Genomic DNA, 22,877 nt, shown 5'->3' with positions numbered 1-22,877 from the left:
GCCGACGCCGCGCGCGGAACGATGCAGGCTGTGATCCCGTCTACCCAGGCCGCGTGGCGACGCGCGGCCGCACTCGCCCCTCGCACGCTGCTGCTGATGGCCGCGCTGCCGATGGCGCTCGCCCTGACCGCCGCCCCAGCGCACGCGGAGCCTCCGCTGACCGACCTCGACGGTCACGTCACCGACACCGCGGAGGTGCTCAGCGACAGCGAGCTCGTCGAGGTGCAGGACGCCCTGGACAAGCTCGCCGACGAGACCTCGTACCAGCTGTTCGTCGTCTACGTCGAACGGTTCGGCGGCGTCGACGGGCGGTCGTGGGCGGACTCGACGGCGACCAACGCCCAGCTCGGCGCGAGCGACCTGCTGCTCGCCGTCGCCACCGAGGACCGCCTCTACGGGCTGAGCTGGGACCACAACATCGACCTGTCGGAACAACAGCTCGACGCCATCCGCGACGCCGCGGTCGACGAGCTCCGGAACGAGGACTGGGCGGGCGCCACCGTCGCCGCGGTCGACGCCGCGCTGGCGGTCACCGGTTCCGGGGGCGTCGCCGCCACCGGCACGGCGTCCGACGGCGGCGGCTCCGGCGGGTTCTCCGTCGCCGGCCCGGTCCTGGTCGGCGGGATCGCCGTCGTCGTCGCCGGCGGCGTCTTCCTGTGGTCCCGTTCGCGCCGGGACCAGGATCTGGCGCGCCGCGGTGCCGCTGCGGCGGCAGCGCGCACCGGAGCCGGCGGGCCTGACCCCGACCCGCTCGCCAACCTCACCACCGACGAGCTGGCCCAGCGTGCCGGCAGCTCCCTGGTGTCCGTGGACGACGCGATCAAGACCTCCGAGCAGGAGCTCGGGTTCGCACAGGCCGAGTTCGGGCTCGAGGCGACACGAGAGTTCACCGCGGCCCTGGACCAGGCCCGCGCGGACGTCGCCGAGGCCTTCCGGCTCCGCCAGGGGCTCGACGACGGCTCCTCGCTCGGGGAGGCGCCTCCGGCGGACCCTGCACGCCGGCGCGCCGTGCTGGCCGACGTCGTGCGGCGCTGCGAGGCCGCTGCCGCGGCCCTGGACGCACAGGCCGAGTCGTTCGACAACCTGCGCCGCCTGCAGTCGCGGGCACCTCAGGTGCTCGACGAGGCCGAGCAGCGCGCGGGTGAGATCGAGGAACGTCTCGAGGTCGCCCGCAGCACCCTCTCCGGACTGACCTCCACGTACCCGGCCTCGGCGCTGGCCTCCGTCCGGGACAACCCGGACCAGGCGGCCGCCCTCGTGGCCAACGCGCGGGAGGCTGTCGCGGCCGGTCGCGTCGCGGTCCAGAAGCACAAGAAGGCCGTCGCGGTCGCCGACGCCCGGGCCGCGCAGAACGCGCTCGGGCAGGCGGTGACACTGCTGGACGCGGTGGCGAGCGCGGGCGACGACCTCGCCTCGGCCGGTGCCAACCTCGACAAGGGGATCGCGTCGATCACGCAGGACATCGTCGACGCCGAGCGGCTGGCACCCGGCGACCCGTCGGTGCAGGCGGCTGCCGCCGAGGCGCGGTCCGCCGCCGAGCAGGCCCGTGGTGCCCGTGGCGGCGGGGACCCCCTGTCCGCCCTCGCCCGGCTCACCACCGCCGAGGCCGCGCTCGACGCCGCCCTGGCACCGGCCCGTCAGGAGGCCGAGTCCGACGCTCGCGCCAGGGCACTGCTGCGCGACGTCCTGGGCCGCGTCGAGTCTCAGCTCCGCGCGACGCAGAGCTTCGTCACCACGCGTCGCGGCGCCGTCGGGCCGGATGCCCGGACCCGGCTGGCCGAGGCCGAGCGCCTCGCCGCCGAGGCCCGGGCGCTGCAGTCGACCGACGTGCACGCCGCGCTCAGGGCGGCGCAGCAGGCTGAACGATTCGCACAGCAGGCCGCTCAGATGGCACAGACCGACACCTCCGGCTGGGACATGCGGCACGGTGGACAGGGTGGGTTCGGCGGGCCCAGCCGCCGGTCGTCGGACGTGGGCGGCATGATCCTCGGGGGGATCGTCCTCGACGCGGTCCTGAGGGGCGGGTCGAGCCGCAACCGCCGGCGCGGGCGCGGACACTTCGGAGGCGGGTTCGGCGGAGGTTCCGGCGGGGGCGGGTTCGGCGGGGGCGGCGGCTCTCGCGGAGGATCCCGCGGCGGGTTCGGCGGAGGATTCGGCGGAGGATTCGGCGGCGGCGGGCGCGGCGGTGCCGGTGGCCGGTTCTGACCGCAGCATCGTGGGAACCGCCGGGCCACCGCCGTCGTCGTAGTCATCAACAGCAACAACCGGCTAGCACGGACCAGGAAGGCACGTCATGACGCAGAAGCAGAGCATCCTCGGGCGAATGAGCCAGCTCGCGAAGGCCAACATCAACGCGCTGCTGGACCGCGCCGAGGATCCGGCCAAGATGATCGACCAGCTCATCCGCGACTACACGAACAACATCGCGGAGGCCGAGCAGGCGATCGCGCAGACGATCGGCAACCTGCGCCTGGCCGAGCAGGACTATCACGAGGACGTCCGGTCGGTGCAGGAGTGGGGCGCCAAGGCGCTGGCCGCCTCGCGCACGGCTGACGACCGTCGCAGCACCGGCGACGCCGTGAACGCCGACAAGTTCGACCAGCTCGCCAAGGTGGCGCTGCGCAAGCAGCTCGACGCCGAGAGCGAGGTCAAGGCCGCGGAGCCGATGATCCAGCAGCAGCGGGTCACGGTGGAGAAGCTGAAGACCGGCCTCTCCCAGATGAAGGACCGGCTGGGCGAGCTGAAGACCAAGCGCGACCAGCTCGTGGCCCGGCAGAAGTCGGCCCAGGCGCAGCAGGCCGTGCAGGGGGCGATCAGCTCGATCAACGTCATGGACCCGACCAGCGAGATCTCGCGGTTCGAGGAGGCGGTCCGTCGCGAGGAGGCGCAGGCGATGGGCCAGGCGGAGATCGCGGCGACCTCGCTGGAGTCGCAGTTCGCCGAGCTCGAGGGGTCGATGCAGGACGTCGAGCTGGAGGCGCGGCTCGCCGCCCTCAAGTCGGGCACACCGACGGGCCAGATCGAGTCCTGACGAAGGTCCGCGAGCGGCCCGAGGCCAGCGTTCGATCGAGCGCTGCCTCGGGCCGCTCTGCGCTACCTCGCGGGACGGTGCGCTACCTCGCGGGACCGGGCGCGCTACCCGGCCTGGCCCAGCGCTACCTCGACTGGGTGCCCGACGGCGGCACGCACCTGCTCGAGGAACGCTCCGGCGAGCAGGTCCGCGGTCCGCGCCAGCCCGGCGTCGTGCGCGGTGACCTGGGCGTGCACCGAGGCCGTGTCGACGTCGGTCTCCCCGAGCGCCCACCGCACGGCCAGGGACGGGCTCGCCTCGGGGTGGAACTGCACCCCCAGCGCCGAGCCCCAGCGGAACGCCTGGTAGGGGTAGGCGTCCGACCAGCCCAGCCACCGCGCACCCTGCGGCAGCTCGATGACGGCGTCGGAGTGCATGGAGACCACCGGGGTCACGCAGGCAGGCCCGTCGACGTCCTCCTCGCAGGTCGCCCCGGCAGCCCGGGCGAGCGGCGCGAGGACCGGGTCGGCCAGCGCCTCGGCACGCCAGTGCACGTCCACGACGCCGGCCTCGCGCCCCGGAGGAGCGGCGACCTGCACCGCCCCGCCCCCGGCGACCGCGAGGAGCTGGGCGCCGAGGCAGATGCCGAGCGTCGGCAGCCCGGCACCGACCGCCCGGGCCAGCAGGGACCGCACGGCGGGCAGCCATGGCGCGTCGTCGTCCGCGTAGGCGTTCATCTGCCCGCCGAGGACGACGAGCCCGTCGCCGCACTCCTCGAGCGCGGGCACCGGGTCGCCGGCGAAGAGCCGCACCACGCGCGCCGCGGTGAACGTCCGGGCGAACCTGTCGAGCGGCACGTCGGAGCTGTGCTGCAGGACGGTCACCCGCGGGTGGTCGGACATCATGATCTCAGGCACGGCCGCTGAGATTACTCCGCCCGGCCGCTCCGGTCCATGCCCTGGCCGCCGGACCGACGGCGTCCCGCGTACCCTGGGCGCATGGTCTCCCCCTTCACCGCGCCGACCGCCTCGCCCGCGCCGGCGTCCGCCCCGGCGTCGCCGAACGAGCCGAGCCGCACCACGTACCTGCTGGTGGACGGCGAGAACATCGACGCCACGCTCGGCATGAACGTGCTGAACCGCCGCCCGAACCCGGAGGAGCGGCCGCGGTGGGACCGGATCACGAAGTTCGCGAGCAAGGTGTGGGGCTCCGACGTCGTCCCGCTGTTCTTCCTCAACGCGACCAGCGGCCAGATGCCGATGTCGTTCGTGCAGGCGCTGCTCGCGATGGGCTACCGGCCGATCCCCCTGGCGGCGAAGGGTGACGAGAAGGTCGTCGACCTCGGTATCCAGCGCACCCTGGAGGCGATCGCCGGGCGCGACGGCGACGTCCTGCTCGCCAGCCACGACGGCGACTTCCTGCCGCAGGTCGAGCGGCTGCTGGCCGACGACGGCCGCCGGGTCGGTCTGCTGGCCTTCCGCGAGTTCGTCAACGGCCAGCTCACCTCGCTGACCGAGGAAGGGCTGGAGATCTTCGACCTGGAGGGGGACGTCGACGCCTTCACCAGCCCGCTGCCGCGCGTGCGGATCATCCCGATCGACGAGTTCGACCCGCTGCGCTTCCTCTGACCGGTGGGCGCCGGGCCGGTCGGCCCGGCGCCGCGGTCAGGTCGGTGTCGACCGCCGGCTCCCGGGAACATCGGCGATGCGCTGCGCGACCGAGACGCACACCAGGCAGACCACGAGGAACAGCACCGCCAGCACGATCGCGACCCAGCTGAACCCCGTGAGCACCACCACGAGGACCGCCAGCGCCAGCGCCACCACCCGCACGGCGTCGGCATGCTCGGCGACCCGGTGCGGCAGCCGGCCGTCCTGGCCCGTCACGGCACGCACCCACGGCCGGTGCTCCCCGGCCCGTTCGAGCCAGGCGGGGCGACCGAGCATCACCCCGACGACGGCGGCCACGGCGGCGACGGCGCCCACCAGCCACAGGATCTCGTGGAGACTCGTGACCGCCGAGTCGAACAGCACCTCCGCGACCCGCTCGCCGTCAGGTGTGCGGGCGACGTCGACGACAGGTCCGCGGAGCCGGGCGACGAGCGCCGCGGCGACCACCAGGCTCACCACGGTGCCGGTGCCGAGCTGGACCGTGCCACGCCGGCGGTCGGGAGTGATCAGGACGGTCACGACGATCAGCAGCATCGTGACGGCGACCAGCACCCACACCGCGCGGTCCACGGCCGTCACGGTGCCCTGGAGCAGGTCGAACGTCTCCCGGTCGAGGAGCACGACCTCGCCGAACCCCTCGGGGAGCTGCGCGCCGAGCATCGCGCTGAGGTGCGCCCTCGCCTCGGGTCCGTCCCGGGCGACGGCGTCGGGCAGCGTGATGCCGGGCAGCATGTCACCGATGCTGCCGAGGGCCTCCCGCACCGCCTCCGCGACCAGCGGCGCCGTGTCGAGCACGAGGGCATCGTCGGTGAGGTACACCTCGGGGTGCTCGTCGGCGTCTCCGCGAGCGATCCCGATCGCCGCGCGGTGGGCACGTTCGACGAACGACGGCATCCGGTCACGGAACGCCTGAGAGGCGACGAACCGGTCGACGACCGTCTCCACCCGGGCCTCGAGCCGGTCGACCAGGGTCAGGGTGAGCACCTCGTCGAGCTCGATGAGCCGGTTCGACACCCGGGCGTCGAGATCGAGCGCCAGCAAGGTCTGCTCCGTCAGGGTGTCCGCGAGCGCGTCGGAGAACGCCGGGTCGTCCAGGGCCGGCCCGACGGCGTCCATGAAGTCGTCGGTGTCGAGCACCGTGCGGTGCGCCCACACCGCCACGCAGGACGCCGCGACCAGCAGGGCGGTGACGACGACGAGGACCATGCCGACCGACCGCCGCACCACGAGGACTCGCGGTGACGTGGGAGCTGTGGTGGGCATGGCGGCTGTCACACCACGCATCCTGCGGTGCGGCCCGTCGCCCCGCGACTCGTACGCCGTTCACATCCAGGAAACTTTCAGAGATCCGGCGCACACTGGACCCATGGCCGCATCCTCCGACGCCCCCGAAGCACGGCTCGTCGTCGTCGACGACGAGCCCAACATCCGTGAGCTGCTGTCCACGTCCCTGCGCTTCGCGGGGTTCGAGGTCCACGCAGCCGGCGACGGCACGAGCGCCCTGCAGCTCGTCCGCGACACGGAGCCGGACCTGGTGGTGCTCGACGTCATGCTGCCCGACATGGACGGCTTCACCGTCACCCGTCGGATGCGCGCCACGGGCCGGCACACCCCGGTGCTGTTCCTCACCGCCCGCGACGACACCCAGGACAAGATCCAGGGGTTGACTGTCGGCGGTGACGACTACGTCACCAAGCCGTTCAGCCTCGAGGAGGTCGTGGCCCGGATCCGTGCGGTGCTGCGGCGCACCACCGGCGGCGAGCCCGACGACGACGCCGTCCTGCGGGTGGGCGACCTCGAGCTCGACGAGGACAGCCACGAGGTCTACCGCTCCGGTGTCGAGATCGAGCTGTCCCCCACCGAGTTCAAGCTGCTGCGCTACCTCATGCTCAACGCCGGGCGTGTGCTGTCCAAGGCGCAGATCCTCGACCACGTGTGGCAGTACGACTGGGGCGGCGACGCGAACATCGTCGAGTCCTACATCTCCTACCTCCGGCGCAAGATCGACCACGTGAAGGTCACCGGGCCGGACGGCGCGGACGTCGAGCTCCCGCCGCTCATCCACACCAAGCGCGGCGTCGGCTACCTCCTGCGTGCCCAGCAGAGATGACGTCGCAGGATCACCTCGACGGCGGTGAGCCGACCTTCGTCGCACCGAGCGGGGACCCGCCGGTGGACGAGCGGCCGGTGGACCCTCCAGCGCCGGAGGTGCCGCCGTCGGGCACGCCGACGGAGCCCGCCCCGGGCACGGCGCAGGAGCGCGCCCCGGGCACGACGCAGGAGCGTCGCGGGGGCTGGTTCGCGCGCGTGCCGCTGCGGGTCCGGCTGGTGGCGATCATCGTGCTGCTGCTCGGGGCAGGCATGATCTTCGCGGGGATCGCGACCCGGACCGTGGTCTCGAACTACCTGGTCGACCAGCTCGACGTGCAGCTCAAGCAGTCGGCCCAGAACGTCGCCCAGATGACGGTCCGCACGCCGGACGAGACCGGGCCGCGGATCCCCAGCGACTACGCCGTCTCACTGGTGAGCTGCAACGGCTACGACGAGTCGGCGATCGGCTGGCCGCAGACGCTCGCCACGCACGGTGAACCACGGATCCCCGAGGAGTCGCTGGCCAGCGTGGTCGACCGGGGCCTCGAACCCTTCACGGTCGACTCGGTGGGCGGGTCGGACCCGTCGCACTGGCGCGTCGTCTCCATCCCCTGCAGCCCGGACTTCGGGAACACGCTCGACGGCGCCGCGTACGTCGCACTGCCGATGGCGGCCGTCGACAAGACGACCGCCTACCTGTCCGGCTCGTTGCTCTGGTCGGGTCTCGGGATCGTGCTGCTTGGCGGCGCGCTCGCCCTCTGGCTCGTGCAGCACTCGCTGCGGCCGCTGCGCCGGATCGAGGCCACGGCCGCCGCCATCGCGGAGGGCGACCTGTCCCGCCGGGTGCCCGAGCAGCCGCCCTCGACGGAGGTCGGCTCGCTGTCGCGCTCGCTGAACGCGATGCTGACGCAGATCGAGTCGGCGTTCGCCGTGCAGGAGGCCTCCGAGCAGCGCATGCGGCGCTTCGTCTCCGACGCGAGCCACGAGCTGCGCACCCCGCTGGCGACCGTCCGGGGGTACGGCGAGCTCTACCGGATGGGCGCGCTCGACACGGAGGACAAGGTCGAGGACACGATGGTCCGCATCGAGGACTCGGCGCGCCGCATGGGCGCGCTCGTCAACGACCTGCTGGTGCTCGCCCGGCTGGACGAGGGTCGCCCGATGCGGCACGAGGTGGTCGATCTCATGGCGCTCGCCCGCGACACCGCCCAGGACCTGCACGCCCTCGACCCGACCCGCACCGTCTCGTTGACGGGGCTGCGGACCGGAGAGGCCCCGCCGTCGGCCCTGCGTACCATCGGGGACGCCGACAGGATCCGGCAGGTCCTGACGAACCTGGTGGGCAACGTCGCGCGGCACACGCCGGCCGGGTCGCCGGCCGAGCTCGCGCTCGGCACGGTGCCCGGCGGCGTCGCCGTCGAGGTGCGGGACCACGGGCCGGGCGTCTCGGAGGAGCAGGCCGGCCGCATCTTCGAACGCTTCTACCGTGCCGACTCCTCGCGCAACCGCGAGTCGGGCGGGTCCGGGCTGGGGCTGGCGATCGTGGCGGCGATCCTCGGCGCGCACGGCGGGCATGCGTCGGTGGCCGAGACTCCGGGCGGCGGACTGACCGTCCGGGTTCTCCTGCCGCCTGCCGACGGCTACGCTGCGTGACGGCCCTGTCAGCCGGGCCGGCGCACCGGAGACGAGTGTCGGCCGGCAGTCGTACGCTGACAGGAAGGCAGAGCACGATCCTCGAAGCGAAGGTCTTGATAGCGATGGGCGTCCACAGCGCCGACGCGCCGCAGTGGTTCCTCTCGGCGTTCGTCCGCACCTGCCGGGGGGCGGGTGCCACAGCATCCGAGGAGGCGGTACGCGCCGTGGGCGAAGAGCTCATCGAGCGCTGGTCCGAGGCCGACCGCCACTTCCACAACCTCCGCCACCTGGCCGCCGTCCTGCACCGGGTCGACGAGCTCGCCCACGAGACGCACGAGCCCGACCTCGTCCGGCTCGCCGCCTGGTACCACGGAGCGATCTTCGACGCGGACCGCAAGATCGCCTACGCGACGCGCGGCGGCGAGCAGACCACCCTCAGCGCGGAGCTGGCACGCTCCCAGCTCGCGGACCTCGGGGTGCCCGCCAAGGCGGCGGCCCGGGTCGGGGAGCTCGTCGACACCCTCGCCCGCCACAAGGCCGTGCCCGGCGACTTCGACTCGGCGGTGCTCAACGATGCCGACCTGGGGATGCTCGCCGCCGAGCCGCAGCGCTACAAGGAGTACGTCGCCGCGATCCGGGCCGAGTACGCCCACATCCCGCTCTCGGACTACCTCGACGCCCGCATCAAGGTCCTCGGCAAGCTGCTGGGCCGCTCGCCGCTCTACGTGAGCCCGCTCGGGGCGACGTGGGAAGAGCCGGCGAGGCAGAACCTCGATGCCGAGCTGCACCGGCTGGTCAAGGAACGCCGTCGGCTCGGCGAGGAGGCGACGGCGGGCCCCGCTCGCCAGTGACGGTCTGCGAGTCCGCCCGGACCCGCACGAGGTAGCGCTCCGTCCACAGGCTGTGGACGACGACGGCGCACCGTCCCCGCTCGCGCCTACCGTCGTGCTCAGCCCGGTCCACCGGGAGGACGACGGAGGAGACAGCCATGCGGTACGAGGTCGACAGCGAACGGGTGGCGCAGGCGAGCGCCGCCGTGAACGGTTCCGTGGGAGCCATCCGGTCCGAGGTCGGGGCGATGATGCGGCACCTGCAGGACCTGCAGGCCAGCTGGCACGGCAGCGCGGCGACGTCGTTCGCAGGCGTCATGAGCCAGTGGCAGTCCGCGCAGACGCAGGTCGAGACGGCCCTGGACTCGGTGACGGCGGCGCTGCAGTCCGCGTCGGCCACGTACGCCGACGCCGAGAGCCAAGCGACCCGCCTCTTCGCCCGCTGACCCGCCCCGGGTGTTGTGGGCGTGATTTCTGGCCCGGTTTGCCCCCTTTCAGAGGACGAATCGGGCCAGAAATCACGCCCACAACACCTGCCGAGCGTCAGGCGAGCGCGCCCACGATCGGGCACGGGACGGCCGGATCCACGTCCCGGGCGGAGAGCACGTCGTCGAGGGCGGTACGCATCCTGCGCAGGTCGGCGATGCGTTCGTCGATCTCGGCCAGCTTCTCCCTGGCGCGGGCCCGGATCTCCGGGGTCACCAGCGCTCTGCTGCGCGCGTCGTCGGACATCTCGACGAGCACGGCCAGCTCGCCCAGCCGGAACCCGAGCTCCTGTCCACGCCGCAGGAACCGGATGCGCCGGACGTCCTCGTCCGTGTACCACCGGTACCCGTCGCTGTCCGCGCGCGGGTCCGGGAGCAGCTCACGTCGCTCGTAGTAGCGCACCGTGGACACCTTGACACCGGACCGGCCGGCGAGCTCCGAGATCAGCACGACGCCAGCCTAGGCGCGGACCGGCTCGAGCATGGGTGCCCGGCGCCACGCACGGAGCACCGCGCCGGCCTGCACCACACCCCAGAGGATCTCGGGTACCAGGAACCCGACCACGACCGTCGATGCGCCAGAGGCCAGGGCCACCACCATCGCGAGAGCGAACAACGCACGCGCCACGGAGTCCGCGAGCCCCAGCGCGAGGCTCGGCCGCCAGAGGCGCACGAGCGCCCACACCGTCACGACGCTGCCCGTCAGGCTGGCGAAGAGCAGGACGAACACGTCCCCCGGGTCCGGTGCCGCACCGCCGAGCCCCAGGGTGGCGTGGGCTCCTGCCAGCCCGCTCAGGACGAGGGCGGCCGTCCAGGGCAGGGCGAACGGAGCCGTGACGAGCAGGTCGTAGGCGGCGGAGAGCCGCACGATGCGCAGTGCGCCGGTCGGAGTCATGCGAACACCATCGACCCTGCACCGCGGTGCAGGGTCAAGTGTTGTGGGCGCGATTCTTGGCCCGCTATGCCCGATACAGCCGCATTTCGGACCCAGAGATCGCGCCCACAGCAACAGCGGCGCAGGCCGCCGCGACGACGAAACGGCCGGCCGCCCCGGGAGGGATCTCCCCGGACGGCCGGCCGTCGTCGTGCTAGTGGCGCGGGCTACCGCGCCGAGCGAGCGTGGATCAGAAGCCCATGTCGCCCATGCCACCGGTCGGGTCGCCGGCCGGGGCGCCCTGGGGCTCCGGCTTGTCGGCGACGACGGCCTCGGTGGTGAGGAACAGCGCGGCGATCGACGCGGCGTTCTGCAGCGCGGAACGCGTGACCTTGACCGGGTCGTTGACGCCCGCGGCCAGCAGGTCCTCGTACTCGCCGGTCGCGGCGTTGAGGCCGTGACCCGGGGTGAGCTGGCGGACCTTCTCCGCCACGACGCCGCCCTCGAGGCCGGCGTTGATCGCGATCTGCTTCAGCGGGGCCGAGATCGCCGCGTTGACGATCTGCGCACCGGTCGCCTCGTCGCCCTCGAGCTCGAGCTTGGCGAACGCGGCGGCACCGGCCTGCAGGAGCGCGACGCCACCACCGGCGACGATGCCCTCCTCGACGGCGGCCTTGGCGTTGCGCACCGCGTCCTCGATGCGGTGCTTGCGCTCCTTGAGCTCCACCTCGGTGGCCGCACCGGCCTTGATGACGGCCACGCCGCCGGCCAGCTTGGCGAGGCGCTCCTGGAGCTTCTCGCGGTCGTAGTCCGAGTCAGACTTCTCGATCTCAGAACGGATCTGCTGCACGCGACCGGCGATGAGGTCGGCGTCGCCGGAGCCCTCGACGATCGTGGTCTCGTCCTTGGTGACGACGACCTTGCGCGCCTGGCCGAGCTCCTCGAGCGTGGCGTTCTCCAGCTTGAGGCCGACCGTCTCGGTGATGACCTGGCCGCCGGTGAGGATCGCGATGTCCTGCAGCATGGCCTTGCGGCGGTCGCCGAAGCCCGGGGCCTTGACGGCGACGGACTTGAAGGTGCCACGGATCTTGTTCAGCACCAGGGTCGCCAGGGCCTCGCCTTCGACGTCCTCGGCGATGATGAGGAGCGAGCGGCCCGACTTCATGACCTGGTCGAGCAGCGGCAGCATGTCCTTGACGTTCGAGATCTTCGACTCGACGATCAGGACGTACGGGTCCTCGAGGACGGCCTCCTGGCGCTCCGGGTCCGTCTCGAAGTAGCGGGCGAGGAAGCCCTTGTCGAAGCGCATGCCCTCGGTGAGCTCGAGCTCGAGGCCGAACGTGTTCGACTCCTCGACGGTGATGACGCCTTCCTTGCCCACCTTGTCGAGGGCCTCGGCGATGAGCTCGCCGATGGCGGGGTCGCCCGCGGAGATCGCGGCCGTGGCAGCGATCTGCTCCTTGGTCTCGACCTCGACCGCGGCGTTGAGCAGCTGCTCGGTGACCGACTCGACAGCCTTCTCGATGCCGCGCTTGACGGCGATCGGGTTGGCGCCGGCCGCGACGACCCGCAGGCCCTCGCGCACGAGCGCCTGGGCGAGCACGGTGGCGGTGGTGGTGCCGTCACCCGCGACGTCGTCGGTCTTCTTGGCGACCTCCTTGACGAGCTCGGCGCCGATCTTCTCGAACGGCTCCTCGAGCTCGATCTCCTTGGCGATGGAGACACCGTCGTTGGTGATCGTGGGGGCGCCCCACTTCTTGTCCAGGACGACGTTGCGGCCCTTGGGGCCGAGCGTGACCTTGACGGTGTCGGCGAGCTGGTTGAGCCCGCGCTCCATGCTCCGACGAGCTTCCTCGTCGAACGCGATGATCTTGGCCATGGGGACTGATCCTCCGCTGTGGCTGGTGGGTGGTCGGCCGGTGCCCGCGACGGACGACCCGCCCCCGCTCCGTTCACATCACGGGCGTGGGCGCGCCTCACCTTTCGACCGAGGTGGTTCACCTCTGCTGTCACTCGACAGCCGAGAGTGCTAACCCATTATTGGCACTCTCGACCCGAGAGTGCAAGACGTTCGCCACCGGCGCACACCGGCCGCAGACCCGGACGGGGCAACCCCGGACACGACGAGGGCCGGCGTCCTCGACGCAGCCGTGCGCCGTCGGACGCCGGCCCTCGCCGACGCTGCACTGTCAGACCAGCTCGATCAGAGCGGGCGGACCTGCTCCGCCTGCGGGCCCTTCTGGCCCTGGCCGACCTCGAACTCCACCTGCTGCCCCTCGTCGAGGCTGCGGTACCCGTCGGCCTGGATCGAGCTGAAGTGGACGAACAGGTCCTGTCCGCCGTCGGCCGGCGTCACGAAGCCGTACCCCTTCTCGGCGTTGAACCACTTGACGGTGCCCTGGGCCATCTACTTCTCCTCGTCGTTCCGGCACGCACGGGGCCGGCGCCCCGCCGTGCACAGGAGACTAGTGGCGTCCGTCACGCCAGGGAAGCACCGGTGCCCGGGATGTCGCCATCACCCCTGCTCGGGCGGTTGTCAGCCCACCGGCTCCTTGATGATCACCCACACGGCGTCCGTGGGGTGGTTGGTGACGTCGTCGGACTCCTGGACGTTGGCGGCATCGACCCCCAGCGCCTCGGCGACCGCGGTCGCGGTGTCCGCGCGGTCCGCGCCGTACAGGACGGTGGTCGCGTCGTAGGCGCCCGCCAGGGTCACCGGTGCGGCCGTGGCGTTGCCCATCCCCACGTCGCTGAACCCGGGCGAACCGGTCAGGACTTCCGACGTGGCTCCGGCTTGCCCGGCACCGGCGCCGTCGTTCCAGACCACGACGCGCGCGGCCAGGTTCGCGGCAGAGGGGTCGCCCGGCATCTCGGCAGCCTCGTCGCCGGCCTCGTCGTTCGGCTCCTCCGACTCGTCCTCGGAACCCTCGGCGTCGCCGTCGTCGCCCGAGCCGTCCTCAGCACCCTCGCCGTCGGCCGGCTCGTCGTCGTCCTCCGAGCCCTCCGGGGCGTCGGACTGCTCCGACGCGGCGGGCGGGTTCTCCTGGGGCGGCGCACTATCGCTGTCGGACAGGAACGAGATGATCCCGACGCCGAGGCCCGCGAAGACCACGGCGACGAGCAGGAACGGCCAGACCGAGCTCCACCCGCTCCGGGGTTCGCGGTGGACACCCACCGGCGCGCCCTCCGGACCGCGGACGTCGAACTCGTCGGGCGGGTACGGGTACTGGCTCTTGGTCACGCCGGACAGGGTAGCGGTTCCCCGTCCCGAGACCTACAGCCGTTGTTCAGCCTCGCGGAGCCGCAGGTCAGCCGTTCGTGCCGTCGAGTCGCCGCGCGGTGCGCGCCCGCTGGCGGGTCGCGCGCATCCGCCGGAGCCGCTTCACGAGCATCGGGTCGTGCTCGAGCGCGGCCGGCGTGTCGATCAGCGCGTTGAGCACCTGGTAGTACCGCGTGGCCGACATGTCGAACAGCTCGCGGACGGCCTGCTCCTTCGAGCCGGCGTACTTCCACCACTGCTTCTCGAAGGCGAGGATCTCGCGGTCGCGGTCGGTCAGCGCACCGGCATCGGTGGCCGACGACGGGGCCTCCGCCGTGGTGTCGATGTCCTGGACCAGCATCTCGCTCATAGCGCCCCAGTATGGGGCACGTCGGGCACCGTCCCGAGCATCTCCCGCCGCGCGTCGCAGGTGCGCTAGCGTCGCCGTCGTGGACTCCTCGACGACGACGCGCCCCGCGCTGGACACCGTGATGGCACCCGACTGGGCGGCGGCCCTGGCCGGCATCGCGCCGCAGATCCACGCGATGGGCGACTTCCTGCGCGCCGAGGTCGCGGCGGGACGCACCTACCTGCCCGCCCCCGGGGACGTGTTCGCCGCGTTCCGGCGCCCGCTCGCGGACGTCCGGGTGCTGGTCGTCGGGCAGGACCCGTACCCGACGCCGGGCCACCCGATGGGGCTGTCCTTCTCGGTCCAGCCGGACGTCCGGCCGATCCCCAAGTCCCTGGTGAACATCTACACCGAGCTGGTGGACGACGTCGGCGCTCCCCCGCCGTCGTCGGGCGACCTGAGCCCGTGGGCGGACCAGGGCGTGATGATGCTCAACCGGGTGCTCACCGTGCGGCCGGGAGAACCGGCGTCGCACCGCGGCAAGGGCTGGGAGCAGGTGACGGAGGCCGCGATCAAGACGCTCGTGGCCCGCGGCGGCCCGCTGGTCGCGATCCTGTGGGGGCGCGACGCCGCCTCGCTCAAGCCGTGGCTCGGCGCCACCCCCACCGTGGAGTCCGCCCACCCCAGCCCGCTGGCGGCCTACCGCGGATTCTTCGGGTCCAAGCCGTTCTCCCGCGTCAACGCCCTCCTCGAGCAGCAGGGCGCACCGCCCGTGGACTGGCGACTGCCCTGAGCAACGGGTGCAGAATGGCCGGGTGACTTCGCCCGACACCGCACCTGAGAGCACGCTCCCGCGCTGGTCCCGCTACGTCGCGATCGGTGACTCGTTCTCCGAGGGCCTGTGGGACCCGTACCCGCGCACCGACGGCACGCCCGTCGCGGCCGGCACCGCCTCCGACGGCCCGCAGCGCGGCTGGGCGGACCGCCTCGCGGACCACCTGGCCGAGCGCCGTGGCGACGACACGTTCGAGTACGCCAACCTGGCGATCCGGGGACGCAAGCTCCGCCAGATCATCGCCGAGCAGACGCCCACGGCGCTCGCCATGGAACCAGACCTGGTCTCGCTGATCGGTGGCGGCAACGACATCCTGCGGCCCCAGGCCGACGTGCACGGCCTGTCGGCCGCGCTCGAGCGAGCGGTCGCGCAGATCCGCGCCACGGGGGCGGACGTCCTGCTGGGCACGGGCTTCCGCACGGGGGGCGCGCTGAACTGGACGCAGGGGCGGGTCGGCATCTACAACGCGAACATCTGGTCGATCGCGCGGCGCCACGGGGCGTTCGTGCTGGACACGTGGGGCCTGCTGGGGCTGCGGGACTGGCGCATGTGGTCCGACGACCGCATCCATCTCACCGACGAGGGTCACCGCCGTGTCGCGAACGCCGCCCTGGTGGGACTCGGGCTCGAGCCGGACGACCCGGCGTTCGACGCACCGCTGGACGCAGCCCCCGCGGTGCGGTTGCGGAAGCGGATCCAGGAAGATGCGCAGTGGGTGCGGGTGCACGTGGCGCCATGGGTCCGACGCCGGATCACCGGCACGTCGAGCGGCGACGGCCGGCTGGCCAAGTGGACCGCCCCGACAACCTGGCCACCCTCCGCACAGTGAACGGCCCACCAAAGCGTTGTGGGCGCAAAATCTGGGGCCTGATACCGCCGAAATCGGACAATTCGGGCCAGAAATCGCGCCCACAACAGAACGATGGAGCCGCCTGTCGGATTCGAACCGACGACCTTCCGTTTACAAGACGGGAGCTCTACCAGCTGAGCTAAGGCGGCGGGAGCGGGGACCAGCCTACCGCGTGGGCGGCTGGTCCCCGCTGAACAGGTCAGCCCTCGGCGGGCTCCTCCTCGAGGACCGCCTCGTCGCCCTGCACGGCCGCGAGCAGCGCACCGGGCTCGCCCCAGGCCTCGAAGCGCTGGCCGTCGATCAGGACGGTCGGCGTCCCGAAGCTGCCGTTGGCGTTGAACAGCGACTCGTCAGCCGTCACCTCGTTCGAGAGCGAGTACACGTACTGCCCGTACGTCGCCCGAGCGGTGCCGTCCGCGATCCCCCCGGCGACGTCCGCCGGAGCCCCGACACTCTCCGCGAGCTCGGCGAGCTCGTCGTCGTCCAGCCCGGTCGTGTTCTGCTCCGGCTGGTTCGCGAACACTGCCTTGTTGAACTCGTAGAAGGCTTCCGGTGCCTGGTCCGCCAACCAGTAGGCGGCTGCCGCCGCGCGGGTCGAGTAGTCGGAGCCCCGGGAGGACCGGTCGAGGATCGACACGGGGTAGTAGACCACGGTGGCGTCACCGGAGGTGAGCAGCGCCTCGACGTCCGCGCCGTTGGTCTGGGTGAACTGACCGCAGGCAGGGCACATGTAGTCGAGGTACTCGTCCACGACGGGCGCACCCTCGTTCTCCGTCCCCGCGACGAGGTCGGACCCGACCGGGATCCCGCCACTCTCGGTCGCCGTCGACGGCACGTCACTGACCTCGGCCAGCGGGATGTCCTCGACGTTCTTCTTCGCCCCCTCGTTGATGAGGATGAACGCCGCCACGGCGACCAGCGCGATGATCGCGACACCGAGCCCACCGAAGACGAGGAAGCGGTTGCGCCGATCGCGCTGCGCCTGCTTCTGCTGCCGCGCGAGCGCCTCGAGGCGCGCCTCCTCGCGGAGCTGGGCCTTGTTCTTGTTCGACATCTCGGTTGAGGTCCTTCGATTCGTGGGGTCCGGAGCGGCAGATCTCCGCGCGTCAGCCTACCCGCGCGGACACGTCGGCCCGCGAGAATGTAGTGAGGAAACCTGAGAGAGACCTGTGAGCGCCGCTCAGAAGAACGACGGCGGCCCGTCCATCGGCCACCACTCGATCACGTGCGGGTCGGCGGCGAGCTGCGTGTACATCACCCACGACCCGACGAGGCACAGCGCCACGACGATCGCCGCGCCGACGAGCCCTGGCGCGAGGTTGTCGAGGATCGTGCGGGCGCCCTGCCGTGCGGTGCGGCCCGCCGGCCCGAACCACGTCACCAGGACCGCCAGGAGCATCGCGCCGGCCAGCAGGAGGCCGAAGACGACGGGGGCGTTCCGCCCGCCCACCGAACGGGACGCGACGTCCTCCAGCGGCACGACGATGAGGTTGCCGTCGCCGAACAGCCAGTAGCCCCCCATGATCGCGAGCAGTCCCACGCACCCTCCGACCAGCGCGGCCGGGATGATCCCGAGCGCACCGATCACGGCGTGGTACGGGAACAACAGCGCCGCCACCAGCCCGTCCGACCGGCGCACTCCCCTGCGCTCACGGCGTTCGTGGAGCCGGGGCCCCGACGTCCCGACGATGCGGCACAGCACCGTCACGCCGCAGAAGACCCCGAAGGCGACCAGCGGGTAGAACGCCGCCAGGACCACGAACGGCAGACCGAGCGCCAGGACCGTCCCCCACCGGCGCGGGTGCACAGGAGCGACGTACGGCCCGGCAGGCTGCGCCGTCTCCGGCTCGGGGACCACGTCCGCCAGCTCGTCGAAGCTGCGGTACCGCACGTCCCCGACGGGCACGGACCGGGTGCCGCCGTCCTGGGCGAGCGCCCGTTCGCGCTCCCCGGCCGTCATCGTCTGCGCGGCACCCTGCGGGTCCGGAGGCGGGACGGGCGGGCCGACGACGGCGGTGTCGTCGGCCGCGGGTACCGGATCCATGACCTGGGTCGCCTCGGCCGGGTCCTCCGCCTGCCCGGTGACGGCGTCGGCGGACTCCCCGGAGACCGCGGTGTCCGCTCCGGAGGTGGCCGAGGCACCGGCACCCGCTGCCGCGCCGGCCAGGGCCGCCGTCGCTGCGCCGGCGGCGACCACGATGCGCTGGGTGGCGTGCGGGTCCTCCGGGACACCGACGACGTCGCTCGCCCCGGCCTCGAGGTCACGGCGGACGGCACGGACCACGTCGGTGGGCCCCCAACGGCGTGCGGGGTCAGCGTGCAGCGCCGCCGCGAGCGCCCGGCCGGTGCGGGCCGGGACCCCGACGAGGTCGGCCCTGCCCTCCCGCGAGCGGCGCAGCACGAGGTCCGTGGGGCGCACACCGAACGGCGAGCGGCCGGTGGCGGCGAAGGCGAGCAGCGCCGCCCAGCTCCACCAATCGGTCTCGGGAACGGGGTCACCGCCGTCGAGGAGCTCGGGCGCGATGTACCCGGGGGTGCCCATCACGAACCCGGTCATGGTGGTGCGGGCGTCCTCCGGGCTCTGCGCGATCCCGAAGTCGATGAGTGTCGGCCCGGCACCGGTGACCATGACGTTGGAGGGCTTGAGGTCACGGTGCACCACCCCGGCGGCGTGCACCGACTCCAGGGCGTCGGCGAGCTGGTCGGCCAGGGAGAACAGGTCCGCGATGTCGAGAGGGCCGCGCGCGTCGACCTCCTCCTCGAGCGTCAGCCCGTCCACGAGCTCGGTGACGACGAAGGCGTGCGGTCCCTCGAACTCCGCGTCGAGCACCTGGGCGACGGCGGGGTGCCGGAGCCGCTGCAGGGCGGCGACCTCACGGCGCAGGCGCTGGCGACCGGCCGGGTTGGCGTCGACGTGCGCGTGCAGCACCTTGAGCGCGACGCGCTGACCGCCGCCGTCGACCGCCTCGTAGACGGCTCCCATCGCGCCCCGCCCGAGCAGGGACACGATCGCGTACCCCCCGACGTCGGCGCCCGCGGGCAGCATCCCGTCGGCTCCGGACGCGGGGACACCCGCCGTCATCACCTGCGCCTCGTCGCCCTCTCCCATGGGCCACACCGTAGCGCCGGGGTGGGGTTCCGCGCGCTCGCACGTGCCCGGTCGGACCGTCCCCCGCGGCGGCCGAGCGACGAGCAGATCCGCTCGGTAAGGTTCGGGTGGGCGTCTGGCTAACCTGTCAAGGCAGGGCAGGGGGCCACCAACCTTGGGAGAGAACACCTTTGACAGGTCAAGGATCGGCAAGCAGCTCCAGCGGACCGGGTGGCTACGACCTGGTCGTCGTCGCGAACAGGCTCCCGGTGGACTTCTCCGTGGACGACGACGGTGCCGTCGACTGGCAACGGTCGCCCGGCGGGCTGGTCTCCGCGCTGGAGCCGGTCATGCAGGAGAACGAGGGCGCCTGGGTCGGCTGGTCCGGGGCGCCCGACCTGGCGCACGAGCCCTTCGAGGCCGACGGCATGATGCTGGTGCCGGTGACGCTCTCGGCGAGCGAGATCGAGAAGTACTACGAGGGGTTCTCCAACGACACCCTCTGGCCGCTCTACCACGACGTGATCGCCCCGCCCGCCTACCACCGCCAGTGGTGGGACTCCTACCGACGGGTCAACCAGCGGTTCGCGGAGGCGGCGGCCGCCCAGGCGGCCCAGGGCGGGGTCGTGTGGGTCCACGACTACCAGCTGCAGCTGGTGCCGAAGATGCTGCGCGACCTGCGCCCCGACCTGCGGATCGGGTTCTTCGACCACATCCCGTTCCCTCCGGTCGAGCTGTTCCAGCAGCTCCCGTGGCGCAGGAACATCCTCGAGGGGCTGCTCGGGGCCGACCTGGTCGGTTTCCAGCGGGGCGGCGACGCCTCGAACTTCGTGCGTGCGGTGCGGCGCCTCACGGACCACCCCACGCGGGGCTCGATGATCTCGATGGAGGCCGCCGACGGCACTCCAAGCCGACGCGTCCGTGCGGCAGCCTTCCCGATCTCCATCGACACCATGCGGTTCGACGAGCTCGCGCGCAGCGCCGAGGTGCAGGCGCGGGCCAAGGAGATCCGCGCCGACCTGGGCGACCCGGACGTGGTCATGCTCGGGGTCGACCGCCTCGACTACACCAAGGGCATCCGGCACCGGATCAAGGCGTACGGCGAGATCCTCCAGGACGGCCGGATCGAGGCGAAGAACACGACGCTCGTGCAGGTGGCGAGCCCTTCGCGGGAGAACGTCGGTGCCTACCAGGAGCTCCGGGAGCACGTCGAGGTCCTCGTGGGGCGCCTCAACGGCGAGTTCGGCGAGATCGGGCACTCGGCGATCCACTACCTGCACCACTCCTACCCGCCCGAGGAGATGGCGGCCCTCTACCTCGCGGCCGACGTCATGCTCGTGACGTCCCTGCGTGACGGGATGAACCTGGTCGCCAAGGAGTACATCGCGGCCCGCTCGGACCTGGACGGTGTGCTCGTCCTGTCCGAGTTCACCGGCGCGGCGGACGAGCTCGCACCGGGCCCGCTGCTCGTCAACCCGCACGACATCGACGGGATGAAGGACATCATCGTGGCGGCCGCCCACCTGGACCCCAAGGAGAAACGGCGCAGGATGCGGCGCCTGCGCCGCAAGGTCATGGCGGACGACGTCGCGAAGTGGTCCAAGACGTTCCTGGGCGTGCTGACCGCCATGCCGTCCCGGGACAGCCATGTCTGACCGGGTGGACGGGCACCTGGCCACGGCGCTGGAGGAGCTCGTGGACGACGACGGCACGCCGGTGCTCGTCGCGCTCGACTTCGACGGCGTCCTCGCCCCGCTCGTGGACGACCCGAAGGCGTCCCGCATGACTCCGGCAGCACGGGCGGCCGTGGACCGGCTGGGTGCGCACGTGTGGGGCGGCGGCGCGGGACGCGCTCGGCTGGCCTTCGTGTCGGGCCGCGACCTGGACGACCTGGCGGGGCGCGCGGCGCCACCGGTCGGCTCGTACCTCGTGGGCAGCCACGGCGCCCAGACAGGCCACGCGACGGTTGCGGGCCTGGAGTCGGTGCCGCTGGAGCTCACGCCCGAGCAGACCGCCGTGCTGGCCGAGCTCACCGCCGCCCTGGACTCCGCCGTCGTCGGCCGCGAGGGGGCCTGGGTGCAGCGCAAGCCGAGCGCCGCCGTCCTGCACACCCGCCAGGCCGGGCCCGCCGACTCGGCCGCCGCGATCGAGGCCGCCGCCGCCGCGGCGGCGCGGCTCGGGCTGGACGCGATGCACGGCAAGGACGTGGTCGAGATCGCGGTGCTGCACACCTCCAAGGGCGAGGCGCTGGAACGGCTGCGTACCGTCGTCGCCCACGACCTCGGGGCGCCGGCCGCCCGGGTGCTGTACGCGGGCGACGACACCACGGACGAGAAGGCGTTCGCCGTGCTCGGCGCCGGCGACGTCGCGCTCAAGGTCGGCCCCGGCGAGACGCTCGCCGCGCACCGCGTCCCCGACCCCGACGGGGTCGCGGCGGTCCTGGACCGGATCACGGAGCTACTCGCGTCCGGCGCGGGATCGTGACCTGCTCCATGGGGTGATCCCGGTCACGGCCATGTACTATCGACAAGCGCCGTGCGCCCGGGACGAATCGGGAGCCGTGCGCGCCAACAACAGAATGTGTCACCGCTGACACGCCAGTCGTGAGCGCAAGACACCCGACCACAACGGATCGTCCGGCACGTACCTGCCGGTGGAGGGAATCACCATGGCTTCGGTCACCTACGACCACGCGACGCGGATCTACCCGGGCACTGAGCGCCCGGCCGTGGACCAGCTCAACCTCGAGGTGGAGGACGGCGAGTTCCTCGTCCTCGTCGGCCCCTCGGGCTGCGGAAAGTCGACCTCGCTGCGCATGCTGGCGGGCCTCGAGGACGTCAACGGCGGGCACATCTACATCGGCGACCGCGACGTCACCGACGTGCAGCCCAAGGACCGCGACATCGCGATGGTCTTCCAGAACTACGCGCTGTACCCCCACATGTCCGTCGCGGACAACATGGGCTTCGCGCTGAAGATCGCGGGCAAGCCGAAGACGGAGATCCGCCAGCGCGTCGAGGAGGCTGCGAAGATCCTCGACCTCACCGAGTACCTCGACCGCAAGCCGAAGGCGCTCTCCGGTGGTCAGCGTCAGCGTGTCGCCATGGGCCGTGCCATCGTGCGCCAGCCGCAGGTGTTCCTCATGGACGAGCCGCTGTCCAACCTGGACGCCAAGCTCCGTGTCCAGACGCGTACGCAGATCGCCTCGCTGCAGCGCCGCCTCGGCGTCACCACGGTCTACGTCACGCACGACCAGACCGAGGCCCTGACCATGGGTGACCGCATCGCGGTCCTCAAGGACGGTCTGCTGCAGCAGGTCGGCACCCCCCGCGAGATGTATGACACCCCGTCGAACGTGTTCGTGGCGGGCTTCATCGGCTCCCCGGCCATGAACGTCGGGACGTTCGACGTCAAGGACGGCAAGGCCGTCGTCGGTCACGCGGCCGTCCCGCTCTCGCGCGACGTCATCAGCCAGCTCACGGACGCCGACGGCGGCAAGATCACCGTCGGGTTCCGCCCCGAGGCGCTCGACGTCGTCTCCTCCGCGACCCCCGACGCCCTGCAGGTCGAGGTCAACCTCGTCGAGGAGCTCGGCTCGGACGCGTTCGTCTACGGCTCGCTCAAGACCGCCGGTGCCGCCGGTGAGCTGCACTCCGGCTCGTCCGACCAGGTCATCGTGCGCATCGACCCGCGCGACGTCCCGATGAAGGGTGACACGGTCCACGTCACCATCAAGACGGGCAAGTCGCACGTGTTCGCTCCCTCCACGGGCGCCCGTCTCTGAGCACACGGCTGAGCGACGGCTGAGCGACACAGCACCCGACGGGGGGGGGGGGGGGGCCCCCCCCCCCCCCCCCCCCCCCCCGGCCCCCCCCCACCCCCAAAAAAAAAAAAAAAAAAA

Annotated in this window: 22 protein-coding genes and 1 tRNA gene; 12 read left to right on the top strand and 11 right to left on the bottom strand. The window is 72.2% G+C overall.

What is annotated here, in order from left to right; genetic code table 11:
- Window positions 1–21 precede the first annotated feature (21 nt).
- Entirely contained in the window at window positions 22–2,205 is a 2,184-nt protein-coding gene (locus PZC42_RS06080) for a TPM domain-containing protein (protein ID WP_277209318.1), read from the top strand.
- 88 nt (window positions 2,206–2,293) lie between these two features.
- Window positions 2,294–3,031: a PspA/IM30 family protein gene (locus PZC42_RS06075; protein ID WP_277209317.1), complete on the top strand. Its 738-nt coding sequence runs from the start codon at window positions 2,294–2,296 to the stop codon at window positions 3,029–3,031.
- Window positions 3,032–3,135: 104 nt separating this feature from the next.
- Here the strand turns inward: PZC42_RS06075 and PZC42_RS06070 are convergent, their stop codons facing one another.
- Window positions 3,136–3,927 (bottom strand): type 1 glutamine amidotransferase, encoded by a 792-nt coding sequence (locus tag PZC42_RS06070; RefSeq protein WP_277209316.1) that lies wholly within the window; start codon window positions 3,925–3,927, stop codon window positions 3,136–3,138.
- A 207-nt stretch (window positions 3,928–4,134) separates the two neighbouring features.
- Between PZC42_RS06070 and PZC42_RS06065 the strand changes: the two genes are divergently transcribed.
- Entirely contained in the window at window positions 4,135–4,638 is a 504-nt protein-coding gene (locus PZC42_RS06065; RefSeq protein WP_438802931.1) for an NYN domain-containing protein, read from the top strand.
- A 36-nt stretch (window positions 4,639–4,674) separates the two neighbouring features.
- Here PZC42_RS06065 and PZC42_RS06060 read toward each other — a convergent pair whose 3' ends face one another.
- Window positions 4,675–5,955, bottom strand: coding sequence for a hypothetical protein (locus PZC42_RS06060; protein WP_277209314.1), 1,281 nt, complete (start codon window positions 5,953–5,955; stop codon window positions 4,675–4,677).
- Between the two features lie 91 nt (window positions 5,956–6,046).
- Between PZC42_RS06060 and PZC42_RS06055 the strand changes: the two genes are divergently transcribed.
- The 4 genes from PZC42_RS06055 to PZC42_RS06040 all read left to right on the top strand — a co-directional run bounded on the left by PZC42_RS06055 (window position 6,047) and on the right by PZC42_RS06040 (window position 9,682).
- Complete coding sequence (locus PZC42_RS06055; protein ID WP_277209313.1) at window positions 6,047–6,790, top strand: response regulator transcription factor; 744 nt, start codon at window positions 6,047–6,049, stop codon at window positions 6,788–6,790.
- Window positions 6,787–8,424, top strand: coding sequence for a sensor histidine kinase (locus tag PZC42_RS06050; RefSeq protein ID WP_277209312.1), 1,638 nt, complete (start codon window positions 6,787–6,789; stop codon window positions 8,422–8,424). Before PZC42_RS06055 ends, PZC42_RS06050 begins: the two co-directional genes overlap by 4 nt.
- Window positions 8,425–8,528: 104 nt before the next feature.
- Complete coding sequence (locus PZC42_RS06045; protein WP_277209311.1) at window positions 8,529–9,257, top strand: HD domain-containing protein; 729 nt, start codon at window positions 8,529–8,531, stop codon at window positions 9,255–9,257.
- A gap of 137 nt (window positions 9,258–9,394) precedes the next feature.
- Window positions 9,395–9,682 (top strand): WXG100 family type VII secretion target, encoded by a 288-nt coding sequence (locus tag PZC42_RS06040; RefSeq protein WP_277209310.1) that lies wholly within the window; start codon window positions 9,395–9,397, stop codon window positions 9,680–9,682.
- A gap of 97 nt (window positions 9,683–9,779) precedes the next feature.
- On the opposite strand, the gene PZC42_RS06035 is transcribed toward PZC42_RS06040, so the two are convergent.
- The 6 genes from PZC42_RS06035 to PZC42_RS06010 all read right to left on the bottom strand — a co-directional run bounded on the left by PZC42_RS06035 (window position 9,780) and on the right by PZC42_RS06010 (window position 14,215).
- A complete protein-coding gene (locus tag PZC42_RS06035) occupies window positions 9,780–10,172 on the bottom strand; it encodes a MerR family transcriptional regulator (protein ID WP_277209309.1) in 393 nt (130 codons plus the stop codon).
- A 9-nt stretch (window positions 10,173–10,181) separates the two neighbouring features.
- Window positions 10,182–10,616 (bottom strand): hypothetical protein, encoded by a 435-nt coding sequence (locus tag PZC42_RS06030; RefSeq protein ID WP_277209308.1) that lies wholly within the window; start codon window positions 10,614–10,616, stop codon window positions 10,182–10,184.
- 229 nt (window positions 10,617–10,845) lie between these two features.
- Window positions 10,846–12,474, bottom strand: a complete 1,629-nt coding sequence (gene groL, locus PZC42_RS06025; RefSeq protein ID WP_277209307.1) for a chaperonin GroEL — start codon at window positions 12,472–12,474, stop codon at window positions 10,846–10,848.
- Between the two features lie 324 nt (window positions 12,475–12,798).
- Entirely contained in the window at window positions 12,799–13,002 is a 204-nt protein-coding gene (locus tag PZC42_RS06020; protein WP_171783506.1) for a cold-shock protein, read from the bottom strand.
- 129 nt (window positions 13,003–13,131) lie between these two features.
- Window positions 13,132–13,836, bottom strand: a complete 705-nt coding sequence (locus tag PZC42_RS22505) for a LytR C-terminal domain-containing protein (protein ID WP_277209306.1) — start codon at window positions 13,834–13,836, stop codon at window positions 13,132–13,134.
- Window positions 13,837–13,903: 67 nt separating this feature from the next.
- A complete protein-coding gene (locus PZC42_RS06010; RefSeq protein WP_277209966.1) occupies window positions 13,904–14,215 on the bottom strand; it encodes a DUF3263 domain-containing protein in 312 nt (103 codons plus the stop codon).
- A 130-nt stretch (window positions 14,216–14,345) separates the two neighbouring features.
- On the opposite strand from PZC42_RS06010, the gene PZC42_RS06005 reads away from it, so the two are divergent.
- Both PZC42_RS06005 and PZC42_RS06000 read left to right on the top strand, forming a co-directional pair.
- The gene (locus PZC42_RS06005; protein ID WP_438802930.1) at window positions 14,346–14,996 is read left to right on the top strand and encodes a uracil-DNA glycosylase; all 651 of its coding nucleotides are present in this window, start codon (window positions 14,346–14,348) and stop codon (window positions 14,994–14,996) included.
- Window positions 14,997–15,018: 22 nt separating this feature from the next.
- The gene (locus PZC42_RS06000; RefSeq protein WP_277209304.1) at window positions 15,019–15,867 is read left to right on the top strand and encodes an SGNH/GDSL hydrolase family protein; all 849 of its coding nucleotides are present in this window, start codon (window positions 15,019–15,021) and stop codon (window positions 15,865–15,867) included.
- A 94-nt stretch (window positions 15,868–15,961) separates the two neighbouring features.
- Here the strand turns inward: PZC42_RS06000 and PZC42_RS05995 are convergent.
- The 3 genes from PZC42_RS05995 to PZC42_RS05985 all read right to left on the bottom strand — a co-directional run bounded on the left by PZC42_RS05995 (window position 15,962) and on the right by PZC42_RS05985 (window position 18,997).
- Window positions 15,962–16,037: transfer RNA gene (locus PZC42_RS05995), tRNA-Thr, on the bottom strand.
- Between the two features lie 50 nt (window positions 16,038–16,087).
- Window positions 16,088–16,942, bottom strand: coding sequence for a DsbA family protein (locus tag PZC42_RS05990; RefSeq protein WP_277209303.1), 855 nt, complete (start codon window positions 16,940–16,942; stop codon window positions 16,088–16,090).
- A 126-nt stretch (window positions 16,943–17,068) separates the two neighbouring features.
- On the bottom strand, window positions 17,069–18,997 hold the full coding sequence (locus PZC42_RS05985) for a serine/threonine-protein kinase (RefSeq protein WP_277209302.1): 1,929 nt from the start codon (window positions 18,995–18,997) through the stop codon (window positions 17,069–17,071).
- A 170-nt stretch (window positions 18,998–19,167) separates the two neighbouring features.
- On the opposite strand from PZC42_RS05985, the gene PZC42_RS05980 reads away from it, so the two are divergent.
- From PZC42_RS05980 to PZC42_RS05970, 3 genes are all read left to right on the top strand, one after another.
- The gene (locus PZC42_RS05980) at window positions 19,168–20,631 is read left to right on the top strand and encodes an alpha,alpha-trehalose-phosphate synthase (UDP-forming) (protein WP_277209301.1); all 1,464 of its coding nucleotides are present in this window, start codon (window positions 19,168–19,170) and stop codon (window positions 20,629–20,631) included.
- On the top strand, window positions 20,624–21,460 hold the full coding sequence (gene otsB, locus PZC42_RS05975; RefSeq protein WP_277209300.1) for a trehalose-phosphatase: 837 nt from the start codon (window positions 20,624–20,626) through the stop codon (window positions 21,458–21,460). The genes PZC42_RS05980 and otsB overlap by 8 nt, the downstream gene beginning before the upstream one ends.
- A 184-nt stretch (window positions 21,461–21,644) precedes the next feature.
- A complete protein-coding gene (locus tag PZC42_RS05970; protein WP_277209299.1) occupies window positions 21,645–22,760 on the top strand; it encodes an ABC transporter ATP-binding protein in 1,116 nt (371 codons plus the stop codon).
- Window positions 22,761–22,877: the final 117 nt, after the last annotated feature.

The organism is Isoptericola croceus, from assembly GCF_029382255.1.
Taxonomy (GTDB): Bacteria; Actinomycetota; Actinomycetes; order Actinomycetales; family Cellulomonadaceae; genus Isoptericola; species Isoptericola croceus.
The sequence above is the reverse complement of the archived record's forward strand: the minus strand, read 5'-3'. Positions and strand labels throughout refer to the sequence as shown.